Annotated in this window: 12 protein-coding genes; 8 read left to right on the forward strand and 4 right to left on the reverse strand. The window is 71.5% G+C overall.

All coding sequences use genetic code 11. The annotated features are described in order from the left end of the window. The first annotated feature begins 383 nt into the window (after nucleotides 1–383). A complete protein-coding gene (locus WMF14_RS14050) occupies nucleotides 384–1,535 on the forward strand; it encodes a helix-turn-helix transcriptional regulator (RefSeq protein WP_437801461.1) in 1,152 nt (383 codons plus the stop codon). 54 nt (nucleotides 1,536–1,589) lie between these two features. On the opposite strand, the gene WMF14_RS14055 is transcribed toward WMF14_RS14050, so the two are convergent. Both WMF14_RS14055 and WMF14_RS14060 read right to left on the reverse strand, forming a co-directional pair. Beyond that, on the reverse strand, nucleotides 1,590–2,975 hold the full coding sequence (locus WMF14_RS14055) for a KamA family radical SAM protein (protein ID WP_272103284.1): 1,386 nt from the start codon (nucleotides 2,973–2,975) through the stop codon (nucleotides 1,590–1,592). A 233-nt stretch (nucleotides 2,976–3,208) separates the two neighbouring features. Beyond that, the gene (locus tag WMF14_RS14060) at nucleotides 3,209–3,910 is read right to left on the reverse strand and encodes a transglycosylase SLT domain-containing protein (RefSeq protein WP_272103285.1); all 702 of its coding nucleotides are present in this window, start codon (nucleotides 3,908–3,910) and stop codon (nucleotides 3,209–3,211) included. Between the two features lie 210 nt (nucleotides 3,911–4,120). Between WMF14_RS14060 and WMF14_RS14065 the strand changes: the two genes are divergently transcribed. Continuing rightward, nucleotides 4,121–4,606 carry a hypothetical protein gene (locus tag WMF14_RS14065; protein WP_272103287.1) on the forward strand — a complete coding sequence of 162 codons (486 nt, stop codon included), beginning with the start codon at nucleotides 4,121–4,123 and terminating at the stop codon, nucleotides 4,604–4,606. A 74-nt stretch (nucleotides 4,607–4,680) separates the two neighbouring features. Here WMF14_RS14065 and WMF14_RS14070 read toward each other — a convergent pair whose 3' ends face one another. Next, nucleotides 4,681–5,694, reverse strand: a complete 1,014-nt coding sequence (locus WMF14_RS14070) for a CPBP family glutamic-type intramembrane protease (protein WP_437801462.1) — start codon at nucleotides 5,692–5,694, stop codon at nucleotides 4,681–4,683. 207 nt (nucleotides 5,695–5,901) lie between these two features. Here WMF14_RS14070 and WMF14_RS14075 point away from each other — a divergent pair, with 207 nt between their 5' ends. From WMF14_RS14075 to WMF14_RS14085, 3 genes are all read left to right on the forward strand, one after another. Further along, the gene (locus WMF14_RS14075; RefSeq protein WP_012235084.1) at nucleotides 5,902–6,270 is read left to right on the forward strand and encodes a hypothetical protein; all 369 of its coding nucleotides are present in this window, start codon (nucleotides 5,902–5,904) and stop codon (nucleotides 6,268–6,270) included. Nucleotides 6,271–6,498: 228 nt separating this feature from the next. Further along, the gene (gene speA / locus WMF14_RS14080) at nucleotides 6,499–8,442 is read left to right on the forward strand and encodes a biosynthetic arginine decarboxylase (RefSeq protein ID WP_272103290.1); all 1,944 of its coding nucleotides are present in this window, start codon (nucleotides 6,499–6,501) and stop codon (nucleotides 8,440–8,442) included. Next, nucleotides 8,442–9,170, forward strand: a complete 729-nt coding sequence (locus WMF14_RS14085; protein ID WP_272103292.1) for a heme exporter protein CcmB — start codon at nucleotides 8,442–8,444, stop codon at nucleotides 9,168–9,170. Before speA ends, WMF14_RS14085 begins: the two co-directional genes overlap by 1 nt. A 31-nt stretch (nucleotides 9,171–9,201) precedes the next feature. Here WMF14_RS14085 and WMF14_RS14090 read toward each other — a convergent pair whose 3' ends face one another. Continuing rightward, nucleotides 9,202–10,476 carry a (2Fe-2S)-binding protein gene (locus WMF14_RS14090; RefSeq protein ID WP_437801463.1) on the reverse strand — a complete coding sequence of 425 codons (1,275 nt, stop codon included), beginning with the start codon at nucleotides 10,474–10,476 and terminating at the stop codon, nucleotides 9,202–9,204. A gap of 282 nt (nucleotides 10,477–10,758) precedes the next feature. On the opposite strand from WMF14_RS14090, the gene WMF14_RS14095 reads away from it, so the two are divergent. Genes WMF14_RS14095 through WMF14_RS14105 form a run of 3 tightly spaced genes read left to right on the forward strand, consistent with a single transcriptional unit; the run spans nucleotide 10,759 to nucleotide 12,897 of the window. Beyond that, the gene (locus WMF14_RS14095) at nucleotides 10,759–11,376 is read left to right on the forward strand and encodes a hypothetical protein (protein ID WP_272103296.1); all 618 of its coding nucleotides are present in this window, start codon (nucleotides 10,759–10,761) and stop codon (nucleotides 11,374–11,376) included. Continuing rightward, nucleotides 11,360–12,022 carry a nicotinate (nicotinamide) nucleotide adenylyltransferase gene (nadD, locus tag WMF14_RS14100; RefSeq protein ID WP_437801464.1) on the forward strand — a complete coding sequence of 221 codons (663 nt, stop codon included), beginning with the start codon at nucleotides 11,360–11,362 and terminating at the stop codon, nucleotides 12,020–12,022. Before WMF14_RS14095 ends, nadD begins: the two co-directional genes overlap by 17 nt. Further along, on the forward strand, nucleotides 12,019–12,897 hold the full coding sequence (locus WMF14_RS14105) for a DUF2520 domain-containing protein (protein ID WP_272103300.1): 879 nt from the start codon (nucleotides 12,019–12,021) through the stop codon (nucleotides 12,895–12,897). The genes nadD and WMF14_RS14105 overlap by 4 nt, the downstream gene beginning before the upstream one ends. Nucleotides 12,898–12,957: the final 60 nt, after the last annotated feature.

The following is a 12,957-nucleotide window of genomic DNA, read 5'->3' on the forward strand; positions in this document are numbered from 1 at the left end:
GCCCGGCCCTCGATCGCTGCTCGGCCGGCAGGGCGCGGGACAAACATCTTGGACGGGCGGGGGTGATGCGATAGAGCGCTGATCTGATGGCGCGCGCTGCTCGCACAGGCCCCGGGGGTGCCCATGCGCCTGCCACCTCGTCGACTCGCGCGCGGGGGGCCGGCAGATCGAGCGGTGCAGCGGCTGGTCCGCGCCCGCGCGTCGGCCAGGCCGCCGACCCGTTCTCGAGCGGCGCGACGCCGCCCTCGAAGCCGCGCACGGGCGCGGCGCCGCGGCTCACGGGGGACACGGCCCTCGACGTCAGGTCGAGCACGGCGGCCCCGCCCGCGCCGAGCGTGCGCCCTCCAGCGGCGCCGAGCGTGCGCCCCCCAGCAGCGCCGAGCGTGCGCCCTCCAGCGGCCCCTGCGCGGGCGGACGCGGGTGCTCCAGCGGCCGCCTCGAAGCGGCCTCCTCCGCCGGAGGACGACGATGACGACGACGACGACGACGCGCGGGGCGGCGCGCAGCGCGGCCGGCCGCGAGGCCCGTTCACGCAGCACCGGCGCCTCGACTCGCTGCGCAGCCTGCTGCAGAAGCACCCTGCCGGCCTGACGATCTACGATCTCGCGCGCGAGCTCAACGTCACGCCGCGCTCGCTCCGGCGCTACCTCGTCGAGGTCAAGCGCGAGCTCGATCTCGTGTCGGTCGCCACGCGCCCCGGGGGCCCTCGTCTCTGGCGGCTGTCTCCGAGCGAGGCGCCCCGGCGCGTCGAGGTGCGGCGGACGCAGGCGTACGCCCTGCTCGCTGCCCGCCGGCTGTTCGAGCCGATGCGCGGCTCGACCCTGTTCGAGGAGATCGACCTCGCCGCGCAGCGCCTGCTCGGCGTCGCGCGCAGGCCTGGGCGCGGCCCGAACGCCGGCGTCGCCGACGCGCGGCTGGAGGAGCGCTTCCTCTATCTCCCGTTCGCCCCGAAGGACTACGCCGCGCGCACCGAGGAGCTCGACGACCTGTTCCAGTCCGTCGCCGACCTGCGACCCCTGCGGTGCCGCTACCGCCGCTCGCGGGACGGGCGCGAGGAGCGGGTGCTCATCCACCCGTACGCGCTCGTCCTCTACAAGGACGCGATCTACTGCGTGGGCCTCCACGTGGGGCGCGGCGAGGTGCGCACGTTCCTGCTCGATCGCATGCGCGACACGGAGTGCGCGGTCACCGAGCGGTTCGAGCTGCCCCCGGATTTCTCGATCGACGACTACTTCCAGGGCCAGTTCGGCATCTGGCGCGGGGGCGAGCCCCGGCGCGTCGTGATCGACTTCGACGAGCGCGTGACCGAGTTCGTGCGGACGCGCAAGGTGCATCCCTCTCAGGAGATCACGCCGCTGTCCGGCGGCGGCGTGCGGCTCACGATGCTCATCGGCGACATGACGGAGCTCGCGACGTGGGTCCTCGGCTTCGGCGAGACCGCGCGCGTGGTCGAGCCGCCCGACCTCGTGGACCGCGTGAAGCGCGAGCTCGCCGGCGCGCTCGCCCGCTACGAGGAGCCGCCGGCCGAGGTCTAGCTCCGCGGTCCAGCGATCCCCTGGCGGATCGCTGACCCACGGAGCCGACCCGCCTCAGCGCGAGGCGTAGAGCGCCTCGTCGATCATCTTCTGGTGCTCCGCCGGATCCGCCCAGCGGGCGCGCCCCTCGGGCGGGAGCTGATCGATCGGATCGAAGTACGTGTACCGCTGCCCCGGCTTCACGCTCGGCGCCTCGAACACCGAGATCCCGGTCGTACGATCGTAGTGCTCGAACGAGTGCGCGTCGCGCTTGCCCCCGCCGCCGGGCGCGTCGACGACGAACGTCGGCGTGTTGAACCCGGCGGTCGACCCGCGCACGTGCTTCTCGATCGTGAGCCCTGTCGCCAGCGTGGTCCGGAGGTCCTCCACGCCCCGGACGAGGTCGTGGATGTAGACGTAATAGGGGTGCACGTGCACGTGCCCCAGGCGCTTCACGAGCAGCTTCATCGTCTCGGGCGTGTCGTTCACCCCGCGCTGCAGCACGGACTGGTTCCTGACCGTGATCCCCCGCTCGAAGAGCTTGTTCATCGCGTCGCGGGTGATGCCCGTGATCTCGTTCGGGTGGTTGAAGTGCGTGTGGATCACGACCTCCTTGTGCAGCTTCCGGCCGAGCTCGACCGTGCGCGTGACCGCGTCGATCCACTCGTCGTCGGTCAGGATCTTCTGCGGCATCACGGCCGGGCCCTTCGTGGCGAGGCGGATGCGCTGGATGTTCGGCATCCTGAGGAGCGTCTCGCCGATCGCGCCGAGCTGCTCGGGCCGCAGGTTGTACGCGTCGCCCCCGGAGACGACGATGTCCTCCAGCTCGGGGCGTGACGCGATGTACGCGTAGGCCCGCTTCCAGCGCTCCTCGTCGACCTTGAAGTGGGTCTTCTCGACCTCCTCCGTGTCGATGCCCACCGCGTAGCTGCGCGTACAGAAGCGGCAGTACACGGGGCACGTGTCGAGCGGCAGGAAGAGCGCCTTGTCGGCGTACCGGTGCGTCAGCCCGGGGACGGGCGCGTCCGCGCGCTCGTGCAGCGAGTCGAGCCCGAGCTTCGGGTGATCCGGCAGGAAGCGCGAGGCCAGCGGGATGAACTGCGTGCGGAGCGGATCGCCGTACGGATCGTTCCAGTCGATCAGAGAGAGCATGTACGGCGAGACCCGGACGCTCATCGGCGCGCGCGCGAAGCCCTCGGTCGCGTCCCGGATGAAGTCGTCCGACACCATCCCGCGCAGCGTGTCGAGCAGCTTGTCGGGGCGGGTGATCGACTTCTTCGCCTGCCACCGGTGGTCCATGAACTGCTCGTCGGTCACGTCGGCGTAGGCCGGGATCCTCCGGAAATCGGGCAGCTCGAGCAGGGTCGCGTGATGGAGGGACGCCGGGTCCACCGGCGGCTTGAGGGGCGCGATGTCGTGGCTTCGCTTGGTGAGTTCGATGAGGCTCGAGGTGGTCGTCATGTCGTGGACCCTTGCTCGCGAGGAGCAAAGAGAGCGTCGAGGGATGGCCGCGTGCCTGCGCCTGCGCGTCTCGGGGCCTGCCCGGGAGAGGCTGCGGCAGCGGTTCCTGGGAGCGTAGCATCGCGGTACCCCGTCGGGGGCGATGTGCGCCGCTCGTCGCCGACGGCGTCTCCGGCGGGCGGGCGGGCGGGCGGTTGGTTGGCGTGTCTACGCGCGCGCGGCGGGCGAGCCGGTCAGGGCTCGATCGATGCGACCGTGGTGTCCCGGGTGGTGCGGTAGCGCGCGTAGTAGGTCCGAACGCGCGTCACGTACGCCTGGGTCTCTGCGTACGGCGGGATGCCGCCGTGCCTCATGACCGCCCCTTCACCGGCGTTGTAGCCGGCGATGGTGAGATCGAGATCTCCGTTGAAGAGGTTGGCGAGGATGCGCAGGTACCGCGTTCCCCCGAAGATGTTCTCTCGCGCGTCGAACGCGTCGCGCACCTGCATGCGGAGCGCGGTCTCCGGCATCAGCTGCATCAGCCCCTGCGCGCCGACGGGCGAGACGGCCCGCGGATCGTAGTCGCTCTCGCACTTGATCACCGCGCGGACGAGCTCCTCGGGGATCTGGTAGAGCGCCGCGGCCTGCCGGATCCACGCGTCGTAGCGGCCGAAGCGCTCGAGCGATTTGTCGCTCGGCGCGACGGGCGTCACGCCGGCGCGCGCCGAGGAGCGGCGCCCGTCGCCCTTGATGTACAGCTTGAACCGCGCGTCGCCGGTGGGGCGGTTCGCGAAGTGCACCGTCCCATCCGCGTCGGTGTACGTGAAGATGTCGGCGAGCGCGCTGCCCGGGTGCAGCGCGAGGACGGCGAGCCCGAGCGCGGCGGCGAGGGCGCGCAGGGGCACGCGAAGGGAAGGCCCGGAGGTCGGCGGGGCAGGCATCTCTCGGTTCAGCATAGGTTGCGATCGTCCGCTCGCGCAAACCGCACCGTATCGGCGGAAATCGTCGTGCCGGTGGAATCGGAGGAAGCCGAATTGGAGAGCAACGCCGCGGGCCTACGCCGTCATTCCGAGGACGCCGTCGTGAGGCCATCCGGCGCGCCGCGCCCCAGTCGTAGAAGCTCGGTCTGGTGAGCACGTCCCGGGCGCTGTAGTAAGGCGGGCGCCATGGAGATCGGCTGGCGGCATGTGCTCGCGGGGGTTGCGGCCCTCTTCATCCTGTTCCTCGTCGTCAAGATGCGCCCTGCCCGGCGGCGCCGGGACGCGCTGAGCGCCGAGGTGCAGGCAGCGCGGGAGCGCGCGCGGCGCGCCGCGACCCCGCGCGAGCGAGCCGAGGCCCTGTGCGACGCTGGCGTACAGGCGATGCACGGCGGCCGCCGCGTCACGGCGGCCGTGGGCTTCTTCGTGCGCGCGATGCGCGCCGACCCGACCTCGGCCCGGGTCATCGAGCTCGCGAGCGGCGCGCTGGCCAAGCGCAAGCCCCGGCTCCTCGAGAAGATCCTCTGGCGGAGGCTCGCGGTGCTCCCCTGGGACGGCGAGCACCGCGACGCGGTGCGCGCGGCCGCCGGCGGGCTGGAGGCGCTCTACCGGCGCGGGATCCGTGACCGCAGCCGGGCGGAGATCATGCGCAAGCTGACCCGGACGCTCGGCTGAGCCCGCGGCGCGAGGGCGCGTCATCGGGCGCGCAGCCGGCCGGGCGCGAGGACGTGCGAAGATGTCAGGAGACGTCACGTCCCCCAGAACGATCGCGGCAGCGCGCCCCGGTTCGACAGCGAGACGAGGTCCATGAGCAGCGCGATCGTCACGTGGACCAGGAAGCCCGAGTAGATGCTCTTCGTGCGCATCGCGAGCGAGCCGAGCGCGATCCCGGCGACCACGGCGCCGGCCGCCTCCAGGTACGGCTTGCCGAAGTGGATCATGCAGTAGGGGACGATCATCGCGAAGATCGCGCCGGAGCCCAGCGTGTGCCGCAGGCCGGCGAGCCAGAAGCCGCGGAAGAAGATCTCCAGCGCGAAGAACTGGGCGAAATACATCGTCTCCCACGCGATGAGGTCGAACCAGGAGCGGGAGGACTGCTTGTAGAACGGGTAATAGGTCCCGAAGTCGGGCGCGCTCGCGACGACGAACACCGCCGGGACCACGACGGCGAGGCAGAGCAGGTAGATCCACGCGTGCTTCGCGAGCCCCCGGACGCGCAGCCCCATGTCGAGCAGGCTGTCCTTCGGGAAGCAGGCCTTCCACGCGACCATCGGGATGGCGACGTAGCCGAAGACGCGGGTGAACGACCACCAGACGTAGCCGTAGAGCTCGTCGTAGCGGCGGAGCGAGACGGGCAGCAGCGTCCCGGCCGGCGAGAGCGTCTGAGCGAGCTCGATCTCCCGCAGCCACGGCCGGATGTGCTCGTCGTAGACGGCGCGGCCGCCGTAGTACTGCTGCAGCATGAGCACGACCGCGGTGATGGTGAACAGGACGGCGGGGCGGCGGTCGTAGCCGCCGGCGGCCAGGGTGCGCCGCTGGTGCTCGTGGGCCTCGACGTCGAGCTCCCGCCAGGTGCGCCGGAAGAAGAGCCAGAGGACGGGCGCGAGCGCGATGTACGCGATGACCGGGAACAGGGCCTTGAGGACGGTGCTCCCCAGGGCCGACGAGGGCCCGGCGAGGCGAGAGCTGACGTCCGAGAGGGGTGGCTGCAGCGGCCGGAGCCGGTCGACGTGCGCCACGAGCCAGCTCCCCAGGTTGAGCATCGGCGCGCCGTGTACCACGATCCGCGGCCCAGCACAGCGGCGACACGCGGGCGACGCGGGGTCTCGACCGCCGCCGGCGCCGCCCTTCCGCAGCGCGGCCTTGCGGCGCCCCGCCCGGCTCTGCTAGATCGCGCCCCTCTTCAAAGCCGCGCGAGTCATCTCGCGCATGTCCGGCGCAGGCCTCGCCTGCCCGTGGGAGTCTCAGCAATGGCCAGCAAAAATCCGCTTGCGATCGTGAAGGAGCGCTTCGGCGACAAGGCGAAGCTCGTCGAGGCCGTGAAAGGGTTCGCGACCGAGGACCTCTGGCTCGGGCGCGTCAGCTCCGATCGGGGCGGCACGAAGGGTCTCGACCACGTCTCGAACGCCAAGCTCCTCCGTCTGCACGCGACGTTCAGCGTTGTAAAGGAGAAGTTCGGGACCCGGGCGAAGCTCATCGACGAGACGTTGACCGTCCTGAACCGGTCGAAGGACCAGGGGTACAGGAAGCGCCTCGAGGCGTACCCCGTCCCGCGCCTCTACGATCTCTACCAGTCGGCCTCGAAGCGGGCGAAGGCGGCCTCGAAGGCCCAGGCCTGAGCGCGCGCTGCTCGGAGCCCCCTCCCGCCGGTTGTGACCGGGCTGCCTGCCCTTGAAGGTCCGGCGTTCCTATCGTAATGAGCCGCGTCGCCAGCGCGCGGCGTCCAGCCGTCCTGCGTCGGACCGACGATCTGACGTCCCCCTGATGAGCCAGAAGCCCCCTCCTGGGGGCCCTCCCAGAGAAGGTGTGGGCGCCGCCGGCCGCGGCCCCCGCCAAGGAGAACGACTGTGAGCAGCGCGCACGAGACCGAGACCGACGTCTGGACGACCGAAGACGCCAAGTCGCTCTACATGATCGACCGCTGGGGTCGCGGCTACTTCGATGTGAGCCCGGACGGCAACCTCACGGTCGCGCCGCTCCAGGAGCGCGGCAGCAAGATCGCGATCCGCGACGTCGTCGACGCGGCGCTCGAGCAAGGGCTCCGCACGCCGCTGCTCATCCGCTTTCAGGATCTCCTCCATCACCGGGTGCGGGCGCTCAACGAGGCCTTCAACAGGGCGATCGCCGAGAGCAAGTTCCGCGGGACGTACCGCGGCGTGTTCCCGATCAAGGTGAACCAGCTCCGGGAGGTCGTGGAGGAGATCCTCGACGCGGGAAAGACCTATCACTACGGCGTCGAGGTCGGCTCCAAGCCCGAGGTCTTCGCCGGCCTGTCGGTCCACAGCGACCCGGAGTCGCTGATCGTCTGCAACGGCTACAAGGACGAGAACTTCATCCGGACGGCGTTGATCGGGCGCAAGCTCGGCAAGAAGGTGATCCTCATCGCGGAGAAGCTCTCCGAGGTGCGGATGATCACCCGCGTCGCCAAGGAGATGAACGTCGAGCCGATGATCGGGCTCCGGGTGCGGCTGCTCACCGAGGGGGCGGGCAAGTGGAAGACCTCGGGCGGAGAGAACGCGAAGTTCGGGCTCTCCACCGCGGAGATCCTCGCGGCGATCAGGATCATGGACGAGGCGGGCATGAGCTCCTCGTTCAAGCTCCTCCACTTCCATATCGGCTCGCAGGTGCCGGACATCCTGATCATCAAGCGCGCCGTGCGCGAGGCGACGCGCTACTACGCGAAGCTCCGCAAGATGGGGCAGCGCATCGAGTACATCGACGTCGGCGGCGGGCTCGCCATCGACTACGACGGCTCGCGCTCGACCTTCCACTCCTCGATGAACTACTCGGTCGAGGAGTACGCGCGCGACATCGTGCACAACATCGCGGACATCTGCGACGAGGAGCGGGTGCCTCACCCCAACATCGTCTCCGAGTCCGGGCGAGCGATCGTCGCGCACCACTCGGTGCTTGTCGTCCAGGCGTTCGGCTCGATCGAGAAGACGCCGATGTCGCCGATCGACATCCAGACCGAGGAGCACAAGCTCATCCAGAACCTCCTTTACATCAAGGACAACATCTCCGGTCCGAACCTCGGTGAGTCGTGGCACGACCTCCTCCAGATCAAGGAGGAGGCGCAGAAGATGTTCGAGCTCGGCCTCCTCAACCTCGACGTGAAGGCCCGGGTCGAGATCCTCTTCTGGGAGATCGCCGAGAGTATGCAGAAGATCGCGTCGTCGCTCGAGCCGGAGGAGGTGCCGGACGATCTCGGCGAGCTCCGCAAGCAGCTCGCCGACCAGTACATCTGCAACTTCTCGGTGTTCCAGTCGCTGCTCGATCACTGGGCGCTCGGCGCGCTCTTCCCGATCGTGCCGATCCACCGGCTGAACGAGCGCCCCTCGTCGGACAGCACGCTCGTCGACATCACCTGCGACTCCGACGGCAAGGTGAGCAAGTTCATCGATCTCAACGACGTGAAGGACACGCTCCCGCTGCACCCGATCTCGGGCGACCAGCCGTACTACGTCGGCATCTTCCTGACCGGCGCGTACCAGGACATCATGGGCGACATCCACAACCTCTTCGGCCGGGTCAACGAGGTGCACGTCTTCCTCGATGAGGACGAGGAGAGCGGGTACTACATCGAGGAGACGATCGCCGGGAACAAGATCCACGAGGTGCTGGCGCTGACCCAGTACGACAACCGCGATCTCGTGGGGAAGGTGAAGGCCCAGGTGGACGGCGCGATCAAGCAGGACCTCCTCAAGCCGACGGAGGGGATGCGCCTCCTCGCCGACTACGAGCGTGGGCTCAAGGACCAGACGTACCTGAGCCTCACCTCCGCGCCGTGATGTCGGAGAGCACGGCGCCCGCGGTCCGCGCGTCGCTCCCCCGGCGCCGGCCCGGGTGGGCGCGCCAGGCGGCGCTCGTCGCGCGGAAGGACCTCGCGATCGAGCTCGCCACGGGCGAGATCGTCACAACGAGCGGGTTCTTCGCGGTGCTCGTCGCCGTGATCGCGTCGCTCGCGTTCTACGCGGGCCAGGACGCGGCCGAGCGGGTCGCGCCGGGGGTCATCTGGGTGAGCGTGGCGTTCGCGTCGGTGCTCGCGCTGAGCCGCACGTGGCAGCGGGAACGCGAGGACGGCGCGCTCTCGGGCCTGCTCGTGCTGCCCATCGCGAGGAGCGCGCTCTTCGCCGGCAAGGCGCTCGGGCTCTGCGCGTTCATCATCGCGGTCGAGGCGATCATCATCCCCGTCGCGGCGCTCCTCTTCGCGGTGGACCTCGTGAAGACGGGCGCGGGGCTCGCGCTCTTCTGCCTCGCGGCGACGCCGGGCATCGCCGCGAGCGGCACCCTCTTCGGGGCCATGACCGTGCGCACCCGCGCCCGCGACCTCGTGCTCGCGAGCGTGCTCTTCCCGCTGCTCGCGCCCACCCTGCTCGCCGCGGTCGCGGGGACGCGGGAGCTCTTCGGCGGCGCGGCGATCGGCGAGCTCACCGACTACGTGGCGCTCATGGGCGTGTTCGACGTCGTGTTCCTCGCGGGCGGGATCGGCCTCTTCGATCTGATCATCGAGGGCTGAGCCGCGGCGCGGTCGCCGGACGCCCTCGAGCTCACGCGGGCGCGCCGCGCGCCGCGAGCACGTCGTCGGCGAGGATCGTCGCCGCCCGCTCGACGCCGGCGAGATCGAGCGACGCGCCGGTGCACTCGCCGATCGCCCACAGGCCGTCGCCGGCCCTGCCGCGCGCGTCGACCTGCACCGCGTACCCCGCGCGCGGGTCAATCTCGACGCGCGCGCCCGCCTGCGCGGCGACCTCGAACGCGGGCGCGGCCGGCGCGTCCACCGCGACGGCCACGACGCGGACGTCGCTCGTCGGGCTGTCGGGGGCGAACGGCGCGTCGCGCACCGTCACGCTCTTCACTTGCGAGATCCCGTTCACCGCGGCGAGCGCGGCGAGCGGGATCCGGACCGCGACGCGGGCGCCGAGGGCGCTCGCGAGCTCGTCGGCCCAGGGGCCCTCTCCCGCGAGCGCGACGGGGCCGGTCGGCTCGACGCCGCACGCGAGGAGCCGGCAGAACGCGCGCGCCGAGAAGACCCCTGGCAGATCGTTGTTCGGGAACGCCGCGACGCCGTCGTGCGCCCCGGTGGCGAAGATCTTGGCGGGCGCCCTGATCACGGTCGCGCCCGCGTCGCCGGCGACCAGGAGCTCGCCGAGGTAAACGCCGGCGGCCACGTGACGGCGGAGCTCGCGGACGCCGTCGAGCGGGTATCGCGCGAGGAGCTCCGCCGCGCGGCGCGGCGCGCCGGCGAGCGACCCGCCGGGGGCGAGGCCGTCGTCGACCAGCGCCACACGGAGGCCGCGCGCCGAGAGCGTCGACGCAGCCGCCATGCCGGCGGGCCCGGCGCCGATCACGGCCGCGTCCACGTCGAGCCGCGCGGCGCGCTCGGGTGAGAGCGCCGCGCTCGGCAGCTGCCCGAGCCCCGCCAGCTTGCGCGCGATCGACTGCATGACCCCGGACAGGCCGGGGACGCCGGCCATCAGGTGGTGGTGATCGATCCCCTGCGGGAAGAACCAGTCGGTCACCTGGAGCAGGTCGGCCTGCCGCGAGCCCACGACGTTCTGCACCTCGATGCGCTCTCCACCGGCCGCCGGCCGCAGGCAGGTCATCACGTTGGGCACGCCGTCGACCCGCGCGAGGCAGCCGTCGCAGCCTCCACGCAGGCAGGTCGGCGCCCTGGGGCGGTGCAGCTTCGGGCTCCGCGCGAGCGTCACGCGCCCCGAGGCGATCAGCGCCACGGCCAGGGGCTCGCCCAGCTCCGCCGGGACGGCCGCCCCGTCGAGGGTGATGGTGACCGGATGCTGGAGCGCGCGACCTCGCCGAAACATGGGCGGACGCTAGCAGACGCGCGCCGCGCCGGCAGAGGAGGGCGCGGGGGCAAGCACGAGGAGAGAGCGAGCAGGAGGAGAGAGACGGAGAGAGGTCGGAGCAGGGAAAGACAGACGAGCGCCGGCGGCAGGCGCCCGAAGCGCGAGGCGCGCAATCGCGCAGGGCGCGGGAAGCATGGGAGGCGCGGGAAGCCTGGGAGGCAGCGGAGGCGCGGGAGCGCGCAGAGCGGGCGGAGTGGAGAAGGTGTCCTCACCTTCGCGCGGTGATCTATGCTGTGTCCGATGCGCCTCGGCGTCCTCGGCCCTGCTCAGGGTGATCTGCCCGCGCTCGCTCGCGGCGCGCAGCACCTGCTCGACGAAGGCCACGCCGAGCGGGTCATCTACGTCGCCGAGGACGACGCGCTCGACCGGGTCGTCGTGGGCTGGGCGCAGCGCCTGGTCGGCGCGGACCCCACCGAGGGCGCGCTGTTCGATCGGGCCGCGCGGTGCGCGGCCGCGACCCCGGACCAGATCGACGCCTTCGTGGCGTCCGAGCGCGCTCGGCTGCGACTCCGGGTGCTGATGAGCCTGCCGTCGGGCCGGCGCACCATCGAGATCCTGGACGGGCGCGTCGCGCTCTTCGTGTTCGACAAGGCGGCGCTCGACGAGGAGGACATCGTGGCGGCGTCGCTCCTCGTCTTCGGCAAGAGCACGGAGCCGCTCATCAAGAGGGTCGGCTCTCGGACGTTCTTCTCTCCCGGGCCGATCGGCTCCGACGGCGGCACGGCGCTCCTCGACGATGGGCAGGGCGGCGTGCGGATCGAGGTGATGAACGCGAGCGGCGCGGTGACGGCGCGCGAGATCGTGGGCCCGCCCGCGGCCGGCCCCAGGCTGAGGGTTCAAGGTGGCTCGCACGGTTGAGGCGCCCGCCCGCGCCCAGGCCGCGCCCGCGCCCGAGGCGCGCCGCGTCGCCATCTTCGGGGGCAGCTTCAACCCGCCCCACGTCGCGCACGTCCTCGCGGCCACCTACGCGCTCTCCATCGCGCCGATCGACGAGGTGCTCGTCGTCCCTGTCTACCGCCACCCCTTCTCGAAGGAGCTCGTGCCGTTCGAGCATCGCCTGGCCATGTGCCACCTCGCGCTCGGGTGGCTCCCGCGCGTGTCGGTGTCGCCCGTCGAGCGCGATCTGGGCGGCGAGAGCCTCACGCTGCGCACGCTGGAGCACCTCGCCGCGGCGCACCCGGACTGGGCGATGCGCCTGCTCGTGGGCGCCGACGTGCTCCCCGATCTGCCGAGGTGGCACCGCTTCGACCGCATCGAGCAGCTCGCCCCGCCGATCGTCCTCGGCCGCTCCGGCGTCGTCGCGCCCGCCGCGGAGCGCCTCGATGCGGGGCCGGCCGATGCTCGTCCTCACCTGCGCCCCGCCGACGTGGAGCTCCCTCGGATCTCGAGCAGCGACATCCGCCGGGCGCTCGCGGCCGGCGATCTCGAGGCCGTCCACCAGCGCGTGCCGCGCGCCGTGCTGGATTACGTGATCGCGCACCGGCTATACGGTAGCGGCTCATGACCGAGATGGACAGCACGCGCCCGTCGCCGATGCACCCGGAGGACAACACCATTCTCGAGGTGTTCATCTATGGAGGCGGCAAGGTGGGCCGCGGGCTCGCGCGCGCGATCCGCGACGCGGGGCTGCGGGTGACCCTCCGGCCCGCGCGGGATGGCCTGCCGTCGGAGCGCATCGAAGCCAACTTCGTGATCCTCGCCGTGCGCGATCGGGACATCGCGCCCTGCGCCGAGGCGCTGCGCGATCGCCGGCTGGTCGGCCACAAGGACGTCGCGGTCGTGCATTGCGCCGGCGCGCTCGGCCCGGAGGCGCTCGCGGCGGTGCGAGGCGACCGCGTCTCGGTCGCGCAGATGCACCCGATGATCTCGTTCGCCTCGCCCTCGTTCGCGCCCTTCCTCGAGCGTGGCCAGCTCCACATCGACGGCGATCCGACCGCCGTGCGCGCGGCGCGCTCGCTCGGGGTGTGCCTCGGCATGACGCCGCGCACGTTCTCGGGTCTCGACCGCGTCGCCTACCACGCGGCGGCGGGCCTGGTCGCCAACGGCGCTGCCGCGCTCGCCGCCGCCGGCGTCGACCTGCTCGAGCGCGCGGGCATCGACCGAAGGACGGCCGCCGAGATGCTCGGCCCGCTGCTCCGCACGGTCGCGGACAACGTCGAGGTCCTCGGCGTGCCCGAAGCCCTGACGGGGCCGGTGCGCCGCGGGGACGCGGCCGGCGTCGCGCGGCACCTCGAAACGCTCCGCCGGCTCGCGCCGCACCTCGTGCCGTTCTACGTGGCCGCCGCGGCGACGCAGCTCCCGCTGGCCCGCGTCCTGGGCGAAGCACCTGCGGATGCGTTCGACGCCATCCAGCGGGTTCTGGACGGAATACAGCAATAAGAGTGTAATTTTCCTATGATGAGGTAATGGCCTCATTATAGATAACGGCGGGATCCGTTG

It is taken from the genome of Sorangium sp. So ce693, from assembly GCF_051521375.1.
Classification (GTDB): domain Bacteria; phylum Myxococcota_A; class Polyangia; order Polyangiales; family Polyangiaceae; genus Sorangium; species Sorangium atrum.